General features: G+C 68.4%; 12 protein-coding genes. 6 read left to right on the top strand and 6 right to left on the bottom strand.

Translation table 11 applies throughout. From position 1 onward, the window contains the following. Positions 1–77: 77 nt before the first annotated feature. The gene (rhlB, locus tag WBN46_RS17265) at positions 78–1,775 is read right to left on the bottom strand and encodes an ATP-dependent RNA helicase RhlB (protein WP_337732653.1); all 1,698 of its coding nucleotides are present in this window, start codon (positions 1,773–1,775) and stop codon (positions 78–80) included. 225 nt (positions 1,776–2,000) lie between these two features. On the opposite strand from rhlB, the gene trxA reads away from it, so the two are divergent. Next, positions 2,001–2,342 (top strand): thioredoxin TrxA, encoded by a 342-nt coding sequence (gene trxA, locus WBN46_RS17270; RefSeq protein ID WP_055939299.1) that lies wholly within the window; start codon positions 2,001–2,003, stop codon positions 2,340–2,342. 213 nt (positions 2,343–2,555) lie between these two features. After that, entirely contained in the window at positions 2,556–4,244 is a 1,689-nt protein-coding gene (gene rho, locus WBN46_RS17275; RefSeq protein WP_337732654.1) for a transcription termination factor Rho, read from the top strand. Positions 4,245–4,338: 94 nt separating this feature from the next. Here rho and WBN46_RS17280 read toward each other — a convergent pair whose 3' ends face one another. After that, positions 4,339–5,205, bottom strand: coding sequence for a protein tonB (locus tag WBN46_RS17280; RefSeq protein ID WP_337732655.1), 867 nt, complete (start codon positions 5,203–5,205; stop codon positions 4,339–4,341). Positions 5,206–5,400: 195 nt separating this feature from the next. Continuing rightward, entirely contained in the window at positions 5,401–7,365 is a 1,965-nt protein-coding gene (locus tag WBN46_RS17285) for a winged helix-turn-helix domain-containing protein (RefSeq protein WP_337732656.1), read from the bottom strand. Positions 7,366–7,547: 182 nt separating this feature from the next. Between WBN46_RS17285 and WBN46_RS17290 the strand changes: the two genes are divergently transcribed. Then, positions 7,548–8,417, top strand: coding sequence for a DUF2306 domain-containing protein (locus tag WBN46_RS17290; RefSeq protein WP_337732657.1), 870 nt, complete (start codon positions 7,548–7,550; stop codon positions 8,415–8,417). Positions 8,418–8,579: 162 nt separating this feature from the next. Here WBN46_RS17290 and WBN46_RS17295 read toward each other — a convergent pair whose 3' ends face one another. Further along, positions 8,580–9,470: a hypothetical protein gene (locus WBN46_RS17295; RefSeq protein WP_337732658.1), complete on the bottom strand. Its 891-nt coding sequence runs from the start codon at positions 9,468–9,470 to the stop codon at positions 8,580–8,582. A 116-nt stretch (positions 9,471–9,586) separates the two neighbouring features. On the opposite strand from WBN46_RS17295, the gene WBN46_RS17300 reads away from it, so the two are divergent. After that, positions 9,587–11,383, top strand: a complete 1,797-nt coding sequence (locus WBN46_RS17300; protein WP_192202864.1) for a monovalent cation:proton antiporter-2 (CPA2) family protein — start codon at positions 9,587–9,589, stop codon at positions 11,381–11,383. Here WBN46_RS17300 and WBN46_RS17305 read toward each other — a convergent pair. Together WBN46_RS17305 and WBN46_RS17310 are read right to left on the bottom strand one after the other, a co-directional pair. Continuing rightward, positions 11,380–14,676, bottom strand: coding sequence for an ankyrin repeat domain-containing protein (locus WBN46_RS17305; RefSeq protein ID WP_337732659.1), 3,297 nt, complete (start codon positions 14,674–14,676; stop codon positions 11,380–11,382). The genes WBN46_RS17300 and WBN46_RS17305 overlap by 4 nt on opposite strands. Further along, positions 14,669–14,926: a YcgL domain-containing protein gene (locus WBN46_RS17310; protein ID WP_337732660.1), complete on the bottom strand. Its 258-nt coding sequence runs from the start codon at positions 14,924–14,926 to the stop codon at positions 14,669–14,671. Before WBN46_RS17310 ends, WBN46_RS17305 begins: the two co-directional genes overlap by 8 nt. A 162-nt stretch (positions 14,927–15,088) precedes the next feature. Here WBN46_RS17310 and WBN46_RS17315 point away from each other — a divergent pair, with 162 nt between their 5' ends. Next, on the top strand, positions 15,089–17,455 hold the full coding sequence (locus tag WBN46_RS17315) for a S9 family peptidase (RefSeq protein ID WP_337732661.1): 2,367 nt from the start codon (positions 15,089–15,091) through the stop codon (positions 17,453–17,455). A 3-nt stretch (positions 17,456–17,458) separates the two neighbouring features. Further along, positions 17,459–18,028 carry a hypothetical protein gene (locus tag WBN46_RS17320; protein ID WP_337732662.1) on the top strand — a complete coding sequence of 190 codons (570 nt, stop codon included), beginning with the start codon at positions 17,459–17,461 and terminating at the stop codon, positions 18,026–18,028. Positions 18,029–18,032 lie beyond the last annotated feature (4 nt).

Genomic DNA, 18,032 nt, shown 5'->3' on the forward strand with positions numbered 1-18,032 from the left:
GACACTGGCGATGCTGCCGCACAAAAGAAGAAGCCGGGACATGCCCGGCTTCTTCTCCTCACGCGCAGCGATGCGACTCAGCCGCCGGACACCAGCGAGCGGATCTTGCGTCCGAGCCGCGTCAGGAAACCCGCGTTCTCGTCGGCCGGCTTCGGTGCGGACGCGGGCTTCGGTGCGGACGGCGCGACGTTCGCCACGGCGCCTTCGGCCCCTTCGAGCGGACGGCCGTGACGGCGGCGGCGGCGCTTGCGCGGCTTGCGCTCGCCTTCCGGCAACGCGGCAACCTCGGGACGCGCCACTTCGGCAGGATGCGCCGCCGGTGCCGCTGCGGCCGCCACGGCGACGACAGCCTCGCCTTCGGGGCGAGGCGGACGCGGTGCGCGCGTCGGACGCGGCTTGCCATCGGCCGAACGCGGACCGTCGCGGCGAGCACCTTCGCGACGACCCGCGCCACCGGATCCACCGGGTTTGCGGCCACCGCCACGACGCTCTTCGTCGGCCGCCTTCTGTTCGCGGGCCTCGCGGAAGATCTGGCTGACGCTTTCTTCTTCGTCATCGCCCTCGCCCGCTGCCGGCTTCGGACGCTCCGGACGCGGCAGCGCGGTCAGCAGCTCGGCGGTGACCGGCTCGGACGGGATCTTCTGTTCGATGTAGGCCTCGATGTCGGGCAACGACATCGCATAGCGCTCGCAGGCGAAGCTGATCGCATCGCCCTCGGCGCCCAGGCGCGCGGTACGGCCGATGCGATGCACGTAGTCCTCGGCATCGAACGGCAGGTCGTAGTTGAACACGTGCGACACGCCATCGATGTGCAGGCCGCGCGCGGCCACGTCGGTGGCCACCAGCAATTCGAGCTGGCCGGCCTGGAATCGCCTCAGCAGCGATTCGCGCTTCTTCTGCGGCACGTCGCCGGACAGCACGCCGACGCGGTAGCCGGCCCGTTCCAGCGCGCGCGCCACGCGCTCGACGAACGCCTTGGTGTTGACGAACACCATGGTGCGCGCGCCTTCGCTGCGCGACAGCAGGCCGATCAGCAGCGGGATCTTTTCTTCATCGGCCGGGTAGTAGAGCTTCTGGCGCACCCTGGCCGCGGTGATGAACTCGGTCTCGACGACGAGCTTCTCGGGCTCGTTCATGTGCTCGTAGGCCAGCTCCAGCACGCGATGCGACAGCGTGGCCGAGAACAGCAGCGTCTGCCGGGTGGTGCGCTCGGGCATGCGCCGCAGCAGGAAGCGGATGTCCTTGATGAAGCCCAGGTCGAACATGCGGTCGGCTTCGTCCAGCACGCACATCTCGCAGGCGTGCAGGCTGACCACCTTGTGCTGCTTGACGTAGTCGATCAGGCGACCGGGGGTGGCGATGATGACGTCCACGCCCTGCTGCAGGATCTCGCGCTGCTTGTCGTAGTCCACGCCACCGTAGACCAGCGCGAAGCGCAGCCCCAGGTCGGCGCCGAACTTCACGGCATCCTTGTGGATCTGGATGGCCAGTTCGCGGGTCGGCGCGAGGATCAGCGCGCGCGGATCCTCGGGCTTGCGATCGGCCAGCGCCGGGCGGATCAGCAGGCGGTTCATCACCGCCACCAGGAACGCCAGCGTCTTGCCGGTGCCGGTCTGCGCCTGGCCGGCCACATCGCGGCCCGCGAGGGCAACCGGGAGCGTCATCGCCTGGATGGGCGTGCAGCGGGAGAAACCTGCGGCTTCCAGCCCGGCCAGAAGCGCCGGATGCAGGTCGAACGAGGAGAAAGTGATATCGGTTAACGGTTTGTCGCTCATGCCTTCTTCTTTGCGTCGCTGTGTTCCGCGCGCGTCTCTTATGAATGCGGTGGGTGTGCTTGCATCGGCCGTACCGGCGTCGCACACTGCGCCCCCTGTGCCGGGTTGCGCGACCACCTGGGTAACCTTGAAAAGGTCGCGGAACGCCCCAGTTTACCCCAATAGTGGTGGCCGTCCCGGCCCGAACCCGTCCGCGCCCGGCCGCGGACTCCGCAGGAGATCCCCGTGAGCGACAAAGTGACCCACGTCGGCGATGCCGATTTCGATGCTGCCGTGCTGCAGTCCGGCGAACCCGTACTGGTGGACTTCTGGGCCGAATGGTGTGGCCCGTGCAAGATGATCTCGCCCGTGCTCGACGAGCTGGCCGAGACCTACGGCGGCAAGCTGAAGGTCGCCAAGGTGAACGTGGACGAGAACCGCGCCACCGCCATCAAGTACCACGTGCGCTCCATCCCGATGCTGCTGCTGTTCAAGGATGGCCAGATCCAGGCCACCCAGATCGGCGCCGTCGGCAAGGGGCAGCTGACCCAGATGATCGACAAGGCCCTGGGCACCCAGGCCGCCTGATGCCCCGTGAGCCCCCGTCCAGGCGGGGGCCCAGGCTGAATCCGCTTGAACCCATCGCCCCCACGCGGCTTGCCGCCCTCCCGGGCCGGTGGTAGTGTCGAACCCGAAATCCGGCGCAGGGGATGCGCCGCACCCATCTGATCTGAATACCCACTCTTCACTTCACCCCGCCGCCGCAACGCCGGCGCTCGCCACCTAGCGAGGAATCGCACCTTGTCCGACAGCAGCAACGAAACCGGCGCTCCCGCCGAAAAGCGCGTGCGCAAAGCCCGCGTCCCGAAGACCACGCCCGCCGATACCGCCGCCGCACCGGCAGAGCGCATCGACCCGGCGCCGCAGCTCCCGCTGCCGCCGGTGACCAGCGAGCGCGCCCCCACCCCTACGGGGCCCGGCCCGGCCCATGACGGTGGCGGCGACGCGCCGGTGCCGCAGAACCAGGCGGGCGGCCAGCAGCAGGACGGCGGCGACCAGCGCGACGGCAACCGCTTCAACAACAACAATCGCCGTGACCGTTTCCGCAACCGCCGCGAGCGCAACCGCGAGCGCCAGGGCAACGACGGCCTGCCGCAGGATGGCAACGGCAATGGCCAGGACGCCTTTGTGCCGCGCGCCATGCCGAACGTGCCCGAAGGGTTCCCCCAGTATTCGCTGGGCGATCTCAAGCGCATGCCGGCGCCGAAGCTGCTGGACATCGCCGAGCAGCTGAACATCCAGGAAGGCGTGGCCCGTGCCCGCAAGCAGGACGTCATCTTCGCCCTGCTGAAGGTGCTGACCCGCCATGGCGAGGGCGTGGCCGCCGACGGCGTGCTGGAAATCCTGCCGGACGGCTTCGGCTTCCTGCGCGCGGCCGAGGCCAGCTACCTGGCCGGCCCCGATGACGTGTACATCAGTCCCAGCCAGATCCGCCGCTTCAACCTGCGCACCGGCGACCACCTGGCCGGCCGCATCCGCTGGCCGAAGGACGGCGAGCGCTACTTCGCGCTGTCGACCATCGACACGATCAATGGCGAGCCGCTGGAGGCGTCGAAGAACAAGGTGCTGTTCGAGAACCTGACGCCGCTGTTCCCGCGCCGCCGCTTCACCCTGGAGCGCGGCAACGGCTCGTCGGAAGACATCGCCGGCCGCATCCTCGACCTGATGGCGCCGCAGGGCAAGGGCCAGCGCGCGCTGATCGTGTCGCCGCCCAAGGCGGGCAAGACGATCATGATGCAGCAGATCGCCACCGCCATCACGACCAACCATCCGGACGTGCACCTGATCGTGCTGCTGGTGGACGAGCGTCCGGAAGAAGTCACCGAAATGCAGCGCACCGTGCGTGGCGAAGTGGTGTCTTCGACCTTCGACGAACCGGCCGCCCGCCACGTGCAGGTTGCCGAAATGGTGATCGAGCGCGCCAAGCGCCTGGTCGAGCACAAGAAGGACGTGGTGATCATGCTGGACTCGATCACCCGCCTGGCCCGCGCCTACAACAACGTCGTGCCCAGCTCCGGCAAGGTGCTGACCGGCGGCGTGGACGCCAACGCCCTGCACCGCCCGAAGCGATTCTTCGGCGCCGCGCGTAACGTCGAGGAAGGCGGTTCGCTGACCATCATCGCCACGGCGCTGGTCGAGACCGGCAGCAAGATGGACGAGGTGATCTACGAAGAGTTCAAGGGCACCGGCAACAGCGAAGTGCATCTGAACCGCCGCATCACCGAGAAGCGCGTCTACCCGGCCATCGACATCAACCGCTCCGGCACGCGCCGCGAAGACCTGCTGATCGAACCGGAACTGCTGCAGAAGATCTGGATCCTGCGCAAGCTGCTGCACCCGATGGACGAGATCGCGGCGATGGAGTTCCTGCTGGACAAGATGAAGAACACCAAGTCCAACGACGAGTTCTTCAGCTCGATGAAGCGCTGAGCCGCTCCGACAGCAGACAAGAAAAAGCCCCGCGATGCGGGGCTTTTTCGTTGGCTTCCGCGCGCGTATCGGCCGCGACGGCATTCACGCCATGCTAGGCGCCATCCAGTGGGGTCAGCAGCCGGGGGCCGCTCTTGTTGCCGGCAAGGTGGACGCCACCCTCGGCGAGCGCACCAGGAGCGAATCCGGGTTGATCTTCATCCGGCGCCCAGATCGGACGTGATCGCGGGCCGGGTACGTAAACCTCCCACTTGCCCTGGCGCTGCTGGCCGCTGAAGGTGAAGTCCACGGGCACACGCACCACCCAGTACGGTTGCGTTGCCTCCTCGCCTACGGTCGGCGGGGTAAACGTCCATGTCCGGGCCGCCGCCATCGCGGCGGTGGCGAAACGTTCGCGGTACTGGTTCATCTGCGCCTCGTTGGTGACGATGCGCAGATTGACCTGCTCGGTTGCCACTTCGCCGACGCTGCCGTCACGCTCGACCTTGACCAGCAGGTAGGCGGTGCCCTGTGCACCACTCCGGGCCGGACCGGCCGGGTAGCTCGGCGGCTTGAGTTTGAGCGCAACAACGCGCTCGGCCTCGGGAGTCGCTGCATAGTCGCCGAAGTCCGCGCCGCGGATGGACACCTGCATCTGGTCATCACCTATCGACTTGCCCACCACCAGCGCACTCATTTTCGTCAACGCGCGGCGTGGCTTGCCATCCACCAGCACGGGTTCGAAGCGCCACGCCGCGACATTGCCGCCGACGAACGCCGCGATGCCCTTGGGCAACGCTTCCGGCGCATCCAGCTCCACGCGCTCGACACTGCCATCGGTGGCGATGGTGATCGATCCGGTCACCCGCAGGCTGGCCTCCACCTGCTTGCGCACGGCCGCCGCCCCCTGGGCCAAGGCTGGCTGTGCCAGCATCAAGGCGGCAATCAGGATCGCGGCGCGCCACATGATTCCTTGCTTCATCATCCTCTCCCTCATCCGTGGAAATGCGGCCCGGTGCGGGCCCTTCCGCCGCATACTATCGCCACGAGACAACGCATGCACGGCCAAGGCCGGAACCGGCCCTGTGCACACGACGAGGGACGGGAAGCGCGATGACGACCGCCTCCGGCAGGCAAGTGCAAGTGCCAACGCGCGGCCAGGCAAAGGGGGTTGCGCTCATCGGCACTGGAAATCGTCGGCTCCCACCGGACCACAACCGTCGCCCCACCGGCCAGTCTGCCGCCAGTAGTCGACCACGCCGGCTTTCACGAGCAACGCCTTGAAGTCGGGGTGCGCGCGTGCACCGGAGTACGGCACGTTCCAGAAGGCGACGTAGGCGTGTTGCGCCATGGTGCCGTCCTCGAATCCGGGCCGGGCTTCGAGTTCCCTGCGCAACGACCTCACCGCCAGGCCCGCATCCCCCAGTGCGTCTGCCACGCTCGTGCGTGCGTACGCGACCTCGACTCCGCCGGCGTAAGCATCGTCCGCCAGCGCACGGCGTACGAGCGCAAGCATCGCTTCCCGGTCGTCCAGGACTTCGCCCAGATCGCGCAAGAATGGCGTATCGAGACCGTCGTACCGCAGCAAACGGCGATGCAGGGCTTGCAGCTCAGGCGTCCCTCCGGGCCGCCGGCCCGCGAGCTGGCGGAAAAAAGCCACGTAATCCGGCTCGCGCTGGCTGCCCTCCAGCCGAAGACCGCGCTGGTATTCGGCTTCCGCGTCCGCGTAGCGACGCGCGGCGGTGTAGTCGTACTGCAGGTCGCGCGACAGGAACAGCGCCCTGGGTTCGGTGGCACGCACCTGCTCCACCAGCGCGATGGTGTCCTCCAGATGGCCCATCGCATAGAGCATGTAGGCGTAGTCCCACGTGCGCTCCTTGGTCAACGGTCCGGCATCGGTGATCTGCCTGGCCAGCGCGATGGCCTCGGCCCGCCTGCCTTCGCGCCACAGCGCATTGGACCGGTCGCGCCTGGCCACCCAGCTCTCAGGCGCGATGCGGGCGATATGGTTCCGGATCTGCAACGCCTCTGCACGCAACCGATCGGCCTGCACGTCGTCAAGTTCCTCTGCCATGGCATTCAGCGAGACCGCGAGCGCATCCCAGCACAGCACGCATTGCGCATCCAGCGCCACCATCTCGCGCGCGAGCTGCAGGCGCAGGCGGTCGTGTTCGAAGTCGAACTGCTCGCGCATCACGATGCTGCGCCAGCGCAGGAATCGTTCGTAAGCGTCGACCTGCGTGGTGCCGCCCTGTTCGCGGTTGAACCTGGCCACATCCAGCTTCACGCTGAGCGCTCGCGCCACATCGCGCGCAACCTCGTCCTGCACCGCGAATACGTCGCGCAGTTCGCGCGCGTAGGTCTTCGACCACAGGTGGGAGCCATCATCGGCACGGATCAACTGCGCGGTGACACGCAGGTGGCTCCCCTCGCGGCGCACGCTGCCCTCCAGCAGATAGGCCACACCAAGCGCATGGCCGACGGCGCGCAGGTCATCGCGCCTGCGGTTGACCGCCGCACTGGAGGTACGGCCCACCACGCGCAACGCGGGAGACTGCGCCAACTGGTTGCGGATTTCCTCGGCAAGGCCGTCGGCCATGTAGGCCTGATCGCGCGCCTGCGACAGGTCGGCGAACGGCAGGACGGCCAGCGAAGGCCGTGCTTGCGCCCCGGCCGCCACGCTGGACGTGTTGCGAATGGCGCCGCGCGGCATCCAGGCGGTCATCGCCACGATCAGCAGCACCAGGGCCGCCGTGGCCACGATCCACACCCAGCGCAAACGGGGTGCGGCCGTCGGTGCTTCTTGCGCTGCGACGCTATCGACCGGCGGCGCATCGAAGCGATAGCCGATCCCATACACGGTATGCAGCAGGCGCGGGTGTTGGGCGTCCTCGCCCAGCGCCTGGCGCAGCAGGCTCATGATCCGGTTAAGCACGCTCTGGGTGACGTGGCGATGGCCCCAGACCGCATCCAACAGCTCCTCCCGGGTGAACACCCGGCCGGGCGAACCTGCCAGCAGCGCGAGCACGGCGAAGGCCTTGGGTTCCAGCGACTGCTCGCCGCCCGCGCGCATCAGCCGCCGACCGGCGAAGTCGATGACCACGTCGTCGAAGACCAGGCGGCTCGGATCAGGTTGCGGCATGCGGTCCCCCGGCGGAGCCTGCCCCGCCCGATCCAGTATAGGTGCCGACGCGCTCGGGCCGGCCACCGGCGTTCCTGAGCTTTCCTCATCGCGCCCTGCGACTCCCCTAACGACATCCCCTCGCCACGACCGGACGCTGTCGGCGCCGGGAGCGACCCGGAACAGCCCGGAAAGGAAACGCCATGAGTGAGCAAGGCACGATGCGCATGGACCGGACCGGGGCGCCGCAGGCCTCCGTCGCGGAACGAGGGCTCCGCGGCATCGCTCGCGTCTTCCGTTTCGTGACCCTGATCGGCCTGTTGGCCTTCGGTGCCTACATCGCGCTCCGGGCCACCGGGGCGACGTTCAAGAACTTCGAGCAGTGGCGCGCCCTGATGGACGGCCTGCCGATGCAGACCGCCTCCGACTGGATCGCCAACATCGGCATCGGTGTCCACTTCGTCACGGGCACGGTGCTGGTGCTGGCCTGGCCGATCCTGTTGTCGGCGCGTATCCGCACCCGCCATCGCGCCGTGCATCGCTGGATGGGGCGGGTCTACGTGAGCGCAGGCCTCCTGGCGGGCGTCGGCGGCATGTCGTTCATCCTGACGCACGGTGCTTACACGCCGGCCGCCTCCATCGCGTTCGCGATCTGGGGCGCGGTGCTGATGCTGAGCGCGGTGATGGCATACCTGCATGCGCGGGCGAAACGGTTCGAGCTGCATCGCGCCTGGGCCATCCGCCTGTTCGCGATGGTGCTGGGCTCATGGGTATTCGACCTGGAGTTCCGCGCGTGGAAGGACCTGACCGGCGGCGCCGGCATCGGTACAGGCACCACCAGCGGCCTGTTCGACTACGCGATCCTCTATCTGTTCTTCGTTCCCAATCTACTGGTCGCCGAATTCTTCATCCGCAACAAGCACAAGCGCATCGCGCTACCCCGCCGCCTGGCGTGGCCGGCGGTGATCGCCTTCACCGCGATCGCTCTGATCTTCGCCTATGCGGTCGTCATGGTCAGCGCCACGCCCACCGGGAAGTACGGGAAGCACCTGCTGCATGTCCTGGCGGGTTGATGGCGGCGGGAGGACGAAACTCGTCGTGGAATGAACCTCGCCAGATCGGATGACGAGATCTGTTGTTCCGTGAAGCAATGAGCGAACGCTTCTATCCGACGAGATACCGATGGCGACAACGGGCAAGCGAGTCGATTGAAGGTTCCTCCTGGACGGGATGGACTAAGGAATGGTGTATGCGCCTGATGCACGCAACCCGCGACGGGGTTCGAGCGGCATCTCCAGGTAAGGGCCTACCCCGACCAGCTTGGGCACGCCAGCTTCGCCGGCGCCGATCGCCATGCCATCCTGATCCGACCATGGCACCGCACGCTGCGGTCCGGGCACGTAGTACTCCCATTCCCCGTAGCCCGGCACCTGTTCCATTGTGTACCGCACCGGGACACGCACCACTACATGAGACTCGGCGGCGAGAGGACCCGACGCCGGCAGGCGGAACTTCCATCGCCGCACCGCAGCCGCCGTATGTGCTGCGAAGTCCGCCCGCACTTGCGCGACCTCGGTCGGCGAGCCGACGAAATCCAGGTTGACCTGCTCGGCCATCAGGTCTTGCACCTTGCCGTCGCGCCCGACTTTTAGCGCCATGTACACCGTGCCGCTGACGCCGATGTTTCGGTGCGCGCGAGGATATTCGGGGCGTTCGCGGCGGCCAACAACAGCGATGTCTTCGTCTGGATTCGGCTGCCTGGCGATCGCAGCACCTACCAGTGACAACGCGTAGTTGTCGCCGCCCTGCGGCGTGGCCATGACCCGCACACTGAAGCGCTGCTCCACTGGGATACCTCCGGTCTTCATCACCCGCCAGCTCGGAACATGCCGCGCCACGTGTTGTAATACCTGCGGCGGCACTTTGTGGGCACCGTCAATGGCGTAAGCGTTGATCGCGCCGTCGGCGCCTACGACCAGCTTGCCGGTCAGGAGCATGCTGCCCACCACCTGATTGCGCAGATCACTGCCCTCGACAGTGTCGGTCCTCTCCTTGGCGCAAACCGGATTCCACACTGCCAGCATCCCTGCCACCATGGCCATGCCCCACCCGATGCCCTGCTTCACTACCTCCTCCTTTGTCCATGGATCATCGTGCCCTGGCCGCACGCCACCCGCTTCGGTTTCCGAGAATGGGTTCGGACCAGCTCCGTCCGCCGCATACTATCCGCGCGAGGTGACGCATGCACGGTAGTGGTCTGGAGTTGACGCTGGTATTCCTGCTGGCCGCGGTGATCGCGGTGCCGGTGTTCAAGCGCTTTGGCCTGGGGGCCGTGCTGGCGTACCTGGTGGCCGGCGTGGTGCTGGGTCCGGACGGGCTTGCGCTGGTGCGGGATGCCGACCGCATCCTGGATGCCGCCGAGATCGGCGTGGTGATGATGCTGTTCGTCATCGGCCTGGAACTGTCGCCGTCGCGCCTGCGGGTGATGCGCAAGCCGGTGTTCGGCGCGGGCGGCCTGCAGGTGATGCTGAGTGCGCTGGTGCTGGGCGGGGTCGCGCTGCTTTTCGAACATCACTGGAAGACCGCGCTGGTGATAGGGCTGGGACTCGCGCTGTCGTCCACGGCCGTCAGCCTGCAGCTGTTGTCCGAACACAAGGAACTCACCACCGAACACGGCCGGCTCGGCTTCGCGATCCTGCTGTTCCAGGATCTGGTCGCCATTCCCCTGCTTGCCGCCATCCCGCTGCTGGGCGGCGCCAAGAACGAAACGCTGACCTGGACCATGGTGCTGCATGCGGTCGGCGCCGTCGCCATCGTGATCGTCGGCGGACGGCTGCTGCTGCGGCACCTGTTCCGCATCGTGGCGCGCACCCGCATGCCCGAAGTGTTCACCGCCACCGCACTGCTGGTGGTGCTGGGCATCGCATGGTTCATGCAACTGGCCGACCTCAGCGCCGGCCTTGGCGCGTTCCTTGCCGGCGTGCTGTTGTCCGATTCGGAATTCCGCCACGAACTGGAATCGCAGATCGATCCGTTCAAGGGGCTGCTGCTGGGCCTGTTCTTCATCGCCGTCGGCATGGACATCGACCTGGACGCGGTGGTGAAGCAGCCGGAACTGATCACCGCCGGCGTGCTGATCCTGCTGACGGTGAAGTTCACGCTGCTGTTCTGTGTCGGGCGCTGGCCGGGACGGCTGGATCCGCGCGGCGCGCTGATGCTGGCCGGCACCCTGTGGCTGGGGGGCGAGTTCGCCTTCGTCGTGTTCAGCGAAGCCGCGCGCGTGCGTCTGATGGACGCCGAACTGCGCAACCAGCTGACCGCCATCGTGGGCATCTCGATGGCGCTGACGCCGGTGCTGTTGCTGGGCCTGCATCGCCTGCCGGCGCACGTGCGGCGATCCGGACCGGCGACCCGTGCCTTCGACGACATTCCGGACGAGCAGCCGAAAGTCCTGATCGCGGGCATGGGCCGGTTCGGCCAGATCGTCGCGCGCCTGCTCACGGCGCAGCGCATCCCGTTCGTCGCGCTCGAGAACAGTCCCGAGACGGTGGACACGCTGCGGCGGTTCGGCAACATCCGGCTCTACTACGGCGACCCGACGCGCCCCGACCTGCTGCGGTCGGCCGGCGCGCAGCATGTGAAGGTCTTCGTGGTGGCGATGGACGACCCCGACACCAACATCAAGGCGACACGGCTGATCCGGCGCATGTTCCCCGAGGCGCGCGTACTGGCGCGGGCGCGCAACCGGCAGCACGCGTGGCGCCTGATGGACCTGAGCGCGGAGGCCTATCGCGAAACGCTGGGATCAAGCCTGGAGATGGCGCAGCAGGTACTGGTGGAACTGGGCATACCGCCCGAGACCGCCGCCGAGCACACCCGCCGCTTCCGCCAGCACGACGAAAGCCTGATGCGCGCCCAGTACCTGGTGTACGACGACGACGGTGCGGTGATCCAGACTGCACGCGATGCGATCAGCGACCTGGAGAAACTCTTCGAAGCCGACGCGACAGGCGAAGACGTTCCGCCGCCGGCACGTTAACCGCGATCGCGCAGGAAGCGGGCCATCGATGCGCCCGCGCCCGGCGTGGCGGGAACGAATTCCGCCGCCACGTCGATGAAGCCGCGCATCACCGCGATCTCGCGCGGCGTGCGGTTCAAGGCATCGCGCAGCTCCGGATCGGCGCCGGCGCGGAGCAGGCGACTGACCACGCGCAGCAGGCCATGCAGCGACGCCAGGTGCAGCGGCCCGAAGCCGCGCGGATCCTGCACGTCGAGCGAAACGTCTTCGTCCAGCAGGCGTTCCAGGCCGGCCAGCACGACTTCCTCGTCGCAGGCGGTGCCGGGCTCCGCCCGGGAACCGAGCAGCAACAGGAGCGGCGTCACCGATCCCGCCGCGACCTGTTCGGATTCCGCGCCGGACAGCAGCAGGGTGTCGAGCAACGCTACCAGGCGCGGCTTCTCGCGCGCGGTGAATCCATACAGGGCGGCGCAATGCAGCGGCGTCAGTCCCTGCGCATCGCCGGCATGCACGTTGGCGCCGGCGGTGATCAGGCGGGCGACGATTTCGGGCAGGCCCAGCGCCGCCGCCAGCATCAGCACGGTCACCCCACCGGGCAGCCGGTATTCGATGTCGGCGCCTGCGCCAAGCAATGCACTGACGATGTCGGCCTGGCGCATGCTCACCGCGGCCGACAGCGGCGTCGCGCCGGTATTGGCGGCACGCTGCGCATCGGCGCCACGCGCGAGCAACAGTTCCACCGTGGGCGTGAATCCGCCGCCCGCGGCACGCAGCAACGCCGTGCAGCCCTGGGCGTCGGGCGAGTCCACGTCGAAGCCGAGATCGAGCAACCGCCGCACGGCATCGCGATCACCCGCCATGGCCGCCGCCGGCAGGTCGGCGGGACGCAGCGCGCGACGCGGCAGCGACCAGATGCGCCAGTCCAGCCAGTCGGCCAGGTCACGGCGTCCGCACGCCAGCGCGACACCCAGCGGCGTCTGCCCATCGGCCGCGCGCGACTCGGGCGACGCACCCTTGGCAATGAGGTGTTTCAGCGCGGTCTCGCGGCCGAGTACTGCCGCCAAGTGCAGCGCGGTCATGCCGTGGCTGTCGCGCGCCTCGCGGTCCACGCCGATATCCAGCAGCCGGTCGAGCACCCGTTGCCAACCCAGGCGCACCGCCAGCGACAGCGCAGGATCGCCCTGCGGGGAGGCGGCGAACGGATCCGCGCCGCGCTCGAGCAGGTCCAGTGCGCAGGACTCCAGCGTCCGCGCCGCCTGGTCGTCCGCCGCGCAGGCGGCCATGAAGCGCGCCAGGCCCCCGGCACCGGCCGGCGAAACCGCACGCGCCATCAATGTCGCCAACGCGGGCATGCCCGCAGGCCCCTGGGACAGCAGGGCGAATGCGAGGGTGTCGCCCTGCGCGTTGCGATGGTCGGCATCGGCACCCTGCCGCAGCAACCATGCCAGACGCGTCGGACGCTGCATCTCCGGGTCGTGCAGCAGGGCACCGAGCTCATCGCGCGAACTCAGGCGCGCCAGCGCCTCCATGCCCTCCACCTGGCCGCTCGCCAGGCCCTCGCGCAGCAGTGCCACCGGCGCACGGTCGGGCGGCGTTTCGTCATCCGCCGTCGCCACGGCGGTGGGCAGCGCATAGCCGGGGTCCAGGGCCGAGACCAGCGCCCAGCGCCCCGCTTCGGCAGCAAGATCGACCGCGCGCCGGCCCTGGGCGTCGGTGGCTTCGGGATCGATGCCCCATTGCCGCAGCCGGCGCACCAGCGCCGGCGAAGCATGTTCGGCGGTGCATGCGAGCATCAGCGCATTCCTGCGATCCGCGTCGACCGCCTGCCGGTCGGCTCCCGCCTCGGCGAGCTTTTCGAGCACGCCCAGGTGTCCTCCGCGCGCGGCTTCCAGCCAGGGCGTGCGCTGCTGTGCATCGCGCGCATGCACATCGGCACCGGCGGCCAGCAGTGATGCCGCGATTTCCGCATGGCCTGCATACGCGCCTTCATGCAGCGCGCTGCGGCGCTGGGCGTCGCGCGCATCCACCTTCGCCTTGTGCTTGAGGAGCAGTTGCACGCCGGCAGGGTCGTCTTCTTCGGTCGAGGCCGCCGCCAGCAGGACGGGTTGCCCGCCCTGCGGATCCGGACGCGCCCCCCGCTCCAGCAGGAATTTCGCCAGCCTCCAGTTGCCGGCCACACAGGCGACGCCCAGCGGAGTGAGGCCGTCATGGTTCAAGGCATCCAGTTCCGCAGCGGCGTCGCGCAGCAATGCGACCACGCCGGGATCGGAACTGCGGGCGGCGTGATGCAGCGGCGTGTTGCCATCCGCGTCGGCGATGCGCGGATCGGCGCCGTTGGCCAGCAGCGTGGTGACCGCGTCCGGGCGGCCGTGCCAGCTGTCGCGCGTCGCGGCCAGCAGCGGCGTCACGCCGGCATGCGCATGGTTGAGGTCCACGCCATGCGCGATCAGGGTGCGCAGCAGACGGAGGTCGGGCAGCACGGCCGCCAGAGCCCCGAGACTGCGCTGGTCGCGCGAGCCTTCCGCCGGCACGGCATGCGGATCCGCGCCGGCCTCGATCAGTTCCAGCGCACGGTCCACGCGTCCGGCGCGGGCGGCATCGAACAACGCCTGCTCCAGGTCCAGGCCGTGTCCAGGCGCCTCCTCCACGTCCGTTGCGTGGAGGGCAACGGCGTCGCTCCCGGGCATTTCCACGACGGGCAACACACCGGCCCCGTCCAGCCGTTGCACGCCCCAGTGCACCAGCGGCAACAGCAGCGCATACGCCACGGCGGCACCGGTACGCGCAGCGTCCGGCACCAGGTCCGTCCACGCCAGGGAAAGGCCACCGGCCACGGCGAGCGTCAACAGCGTCGCCACCGCCAGGCCGCGCCACGCATGGAAGTCGCGTTCGACCAGGCCACGCCAGTGCGCGGACAGGGCGCCACCATCACGCTCCAGGCCATGCCAGAGGGGCCAGGTCCGCCACAGCCCGACGATCACCGCACCCACCACCGCGCTGACACCCAGCGCGGCCGGGAGGCTGCCACTGTCGCGCAACGAGGCCAACGGCCACGCCAGCAGCAGGGCCGTACCCGCGAACGCGACCGCCCACGCCAGCACCAGGGCCGGCACGTCCTCGCGCCAGGCATGCGAGGGCGCCAGCACGCGGGTGCCCCGCAGCCACGACACGCCCAGCGCCACGGCCGGTTGCGCCAGCCATGCCGCCACGGCAGCGAAAATCCCGCCCACCCATCCGCCAATGCCGGCCAGCAGCAGGCCCGCCAGCAAGGCGACCAGGGCGACAGGACGGGGCTGCAGCCGGAAATCAGGCATTGGGGCGAACGGTGGGATCGGCTTGGGGCGGGAACTGGATGTGGAAGCCGCGCGCGGTCAGGTTCTCGCGGACTACCTTGGCGTCTTCGCGCGCCAGCTTGCGGTCGGGGGTCAACGCCACTTCCAGCACGAACGAAAGGGGCCCCAGTTGGGTACGCAGCGGCTCGGGCACGAGGGTGAAGTCGTCGCGCTTCGCCAGGTAGACGAAGGTGTCGGCCTTGCGCTCGGTCTTGTAGACGTAGGCTTGCATTCGCGCGTATCGCGCCCCGCGAGTGGACAAGCGGGGATTGTGCGGGAAATGCCCCATGTGCGAAACCCGCACGGCGTTCACGCGATGCATGACCATCGGCGGCAGGAGTGCGGCGGAGGGGCTGGTAATCTTGCCCCTTCACCTCGCACTAACGGATGCCTGATGCGCCCCGCCCTGCTTGCCCTGCTGCTGCCGTTCGCCCTCGTCCCCGCGGCACACGCCCAGACCTCCACACCGCTCACGATCGAACAGGCGATGGCCGAGCCGGACTGGATCGGCCCCCCGGTCGAGCGCGCGTGGTGGGCATGGGACGGCAAGCAGGTGCAGTACGAACTCAAGCGCGACGCCAGCGTGGTACGCGACACCTTCGAACAGGCACTGGACGGCAGCGCCGCGCGGCGCATCGCCGATGACCAGCGCGCAGGACTCGACACCGGCAATCCCGTCTACGACGCGACCCGCCAGCGCATGCTGCTGTCGCGCAACGGCGACCTGTTTGTGCGCGACCTGCGCAGCGGCACGCTCACGCAGGTCACGCGCACCAACGAAGCCGAGCAGCAGGCACGCTTCACCCATGACGGCGCCGTGATCTGGCGCGTGGGCAGCACGTGGTATCGCTGGGCCGCAGGCACCGGCACGACGACGGTCGCCGAACTGAAGGCGGAACGCGATCCGCTGGCCGCACCGAAGGCCGACGCCCTGCGCGAGCAGCAACTGCGCACGATCCGCACGCTGGCCGACGACCGTGCCCAGCGCGAAACCGCGCAGAAGCAGGCGGAGGCCTGGCGCAAGGCGGACCCCACCCGCGCGCCCGCCCCGGTCTACCTGGGCGCCGAGGTGGAGATCGAAAGCAGTTCGCTTTCTCCCGATGGCCGCTGGTTGCTGGTGGTGACCCGCAAGAAGGGGGCCGATGCCGGCCAGGGCGGCAAGATGCCGAAGTACGTCACCGAATCCGGCTATGAAGAGTTCCAGGATGTGCGTACGCGCGTGGGTCGCAATGCGCCGCTGCCGCACGCTCTGTGGCGCGTGGACCTGGCCGATGGCAGCGTGAAGCCGCTCGCCTTCGATCCGTTGCCGGGCATCGACAAGGATCCCCTGGCCGCGCTGCGCAAGAAGGCCGGCAAGGAGCCCCTGACGGGCAACCGCGACGTGCGCGTGGAGAACGACAGCAACGGCAGCGCGATCGCCTGGACGAATGACGGCACCAAGGTCGCGGTGCAGGTACATGCCATCGACAACAAGGATCGCTGGATCGCCACAGTCGACCTGCCGGGCGCCCGCCTGCTGCCGCGCCACCGTCTGACCGACGCTGCATGGATCAACTGGGGTTTCAACCAGTTCGGCTGGCTGCCGGACAACCGTACGCTGTGGCTGCTGTCGGAAGAATCCGGCTACGCCCACCTGTATACGGCGACCGGCAACGAGAAGCCACGCGCACGCACTTCCGGCAAATGGGAAGTGTCGGAACCGGAGATCACGCCCGACGGCAACGGGTTCCTCTTCCTGTGCAACCGCGACTGGCCGGGTGACTACGAAGTCTGCAAGCTCGACCTTGCCAGCAACGGCCTTCGCGAAGTCACCGCGCTGGACGGCGTGGAGAGTTTCAGTGCATCGCCGGACGGACGCCAGCTGCTGGTCCGCCACTCCCGCAGCTACACGCCGGCCCAACTGTCCGTCGTGGGCATGGACGGCGGCACGCCGAAGCCGCTCACCGACACCCGCAGCGCGGCGTTCAAGGCGCGCGAATGGATCGAGCCGCAGTACGTGCAGGTGCCGTCGAAGCATGGCGCCGGCGTGGTCTGGGGCAAGTACTACGGCCCGAAGACGATGGAACCCGGCAAGCGCTACCCCATCGTCATGTTCGTGCATGGCGCGGGGTATCTGCAGAACGTCACCGCGCGCTATCCCAACTATTTCCGCGAACAGATGTTCCACCATCTGCTGGTGGAGCGCGGCTACATCGTGCTCGACCTGGACTACCGGGCCAGCGAGGGCTACGGCCGCGACTGGCGCACCGCGATCTACCGCAACATGGGCCATCCGGAACTCGAGGACTATCTCGATGGACTGGACTGGCTGGTCGAGCAGAAGCAGGGCGACCGCGACCGCGCCGGCATCTACGGCGGCAGCTACGGCGGCTTCATGACCTTCATGGCGCTGTTCCGCGAGCCCGGCACGTTCAAGGCCGGCGCCGCGCTGCGCCCGGTGGTGGACTGGACGCAGTACAACCACGAGTACACCAGCAACATCCTCAACACGCCCGAGCTGGATCCCGAGGCCTACCGCACCTCGTCGCCGATCGAATACGCCGCCGGACTGCAGGACCGCCTGCTGATCGCGCACGGCATGATCGACGACAACGTGTTCTTCAAGGACTCCGTCGTGCTGACGCAGAAGCTGATCGAACTGCGCAAGGACAACTGGGAACTCGCTGCCTATCCGCTCGAACGCCATGGCTTCACCCGCTCGGACTCGTGGCTGGATGAGTACAAGCGTGTGCTGAAGCTGTTCGAGCAGACTCTCAAGTAGGCGATGGCGTCTTCACCGAACGCCATCGCCCGCGCCGGCTTCGTCACCGTCACGGCGAAGGTGTCGATCGCCATGGGCATCGTCGCCACGCTGTACGCGGCGGTGCAGGTGATCGCGGCGTGGCTGCTGCTCGGGCAGGTGGATACCGCGACGGTGCTGGGCTTCCTGGCTTCGCGGTCGACCCCCGCACCCGCGCTGTGGGTGCTCACGCACCTGACCGCGATCGCCGTCGGCTTCCTGGGCGTCTGCATCGCCTTCCTGGCGGTTGCGGTGGGCCTGCTCCGTCGCCGCACCTGGGGCTGGTGGGGTTTCGTGTTCTTCATGGTGGCTGGCGCGGCGGCCAATTTCGCCGGCATCGCGGTGATCGACGCCGCTTTTTCCTGGATCCAGTCGCTCCCATCCCAGCCCGGCACCGAAGAGATGCGGAACGAGCTGGCCGGCTTGCGACTGCTGGCGCTGGCCATGCTCTGGGCGACCGCCCTCGCGTTCGCCGTGCTGCACGGCCTGGTGGTCTGGCAGTTGTGCAGGCGCGACGTGCGGGCGGAATTCGGGATGATCCGGACGCCCCGGTAGAATG

The organism is Pseudoxanthomonas sp. CCNWLW251 (assembly GCF_037402255.1).
Taxonomy (GTDB): Bacteria; Pseudomonadota; Gammaproteobacteria; order Xanthomonadales; family Xanthomonadaceae; genus Pseudoxanthomonas_A.

Coding starts and splice junctions, on each gene's coding strand:
- WBN46_RS17315 (WP_337732661.1), top strand. CDS start 15,089: ATGCGCCCCGCCCTGCTTGCCCTGCTGCTGCCGTTCGCCCTCGTCCCC.
- WBN46_RS17290 (WP_337732657.1), top strand. CDS start 7,548: ATGAGTGAGCAAGGCACGATGCGCATGGACCGGACCGGGGCGCCGCAG.
- WBN46_RS17280 (WP_337732655.1), bottom strand. CDS start 5,205: ATGAAGCAAGGAATCATGTGGCGCGCCGCGATCCTGATTGCCGCCTTG.
- WBN46_RS17320 (WP_337732662.1), top strand. CDS start 17,459: ATGGCGTCTTCACCGAACGCCATCGCCCGCGCCGGCTTCGTCACCGTC.
- WBN46_RS17300 (WP_192202864.1), top strand. CDS start 9,587: ATGCACGGTAGTGGTCTGGAGTTGACGCTGGTATTCCTGCTGGCCGCG.
- WBN46_RS17310 (WP_337732660.1), bottom strand. CDS start 14,926: ATGCAAGCCTACGTCTACAAGACCGAGCGCAAGGCCGACACCTTCGTC.
- WBN46_RS17305 (WP_337732659.1), bottom strand. CDS start 14,676: ATGCCTGATTTCCGGCTGCAGCCCCGTCCTGTCGCCCTGGTCGCCTTG.
- rhlB (WP_337732653.1), bottom strand. CDS start 1,775: ATGAGCGACAAACCGTTAACCGATATCACTTTCTCCTCGTTCGACCTG.
- WBN46_RS17285 (WP_337732656.1), bottom strand. CDS start 7,365: ATGCCGCAACCTGATCCGAGCCGCCTGGTCTTCGACGACGTGGTCATC.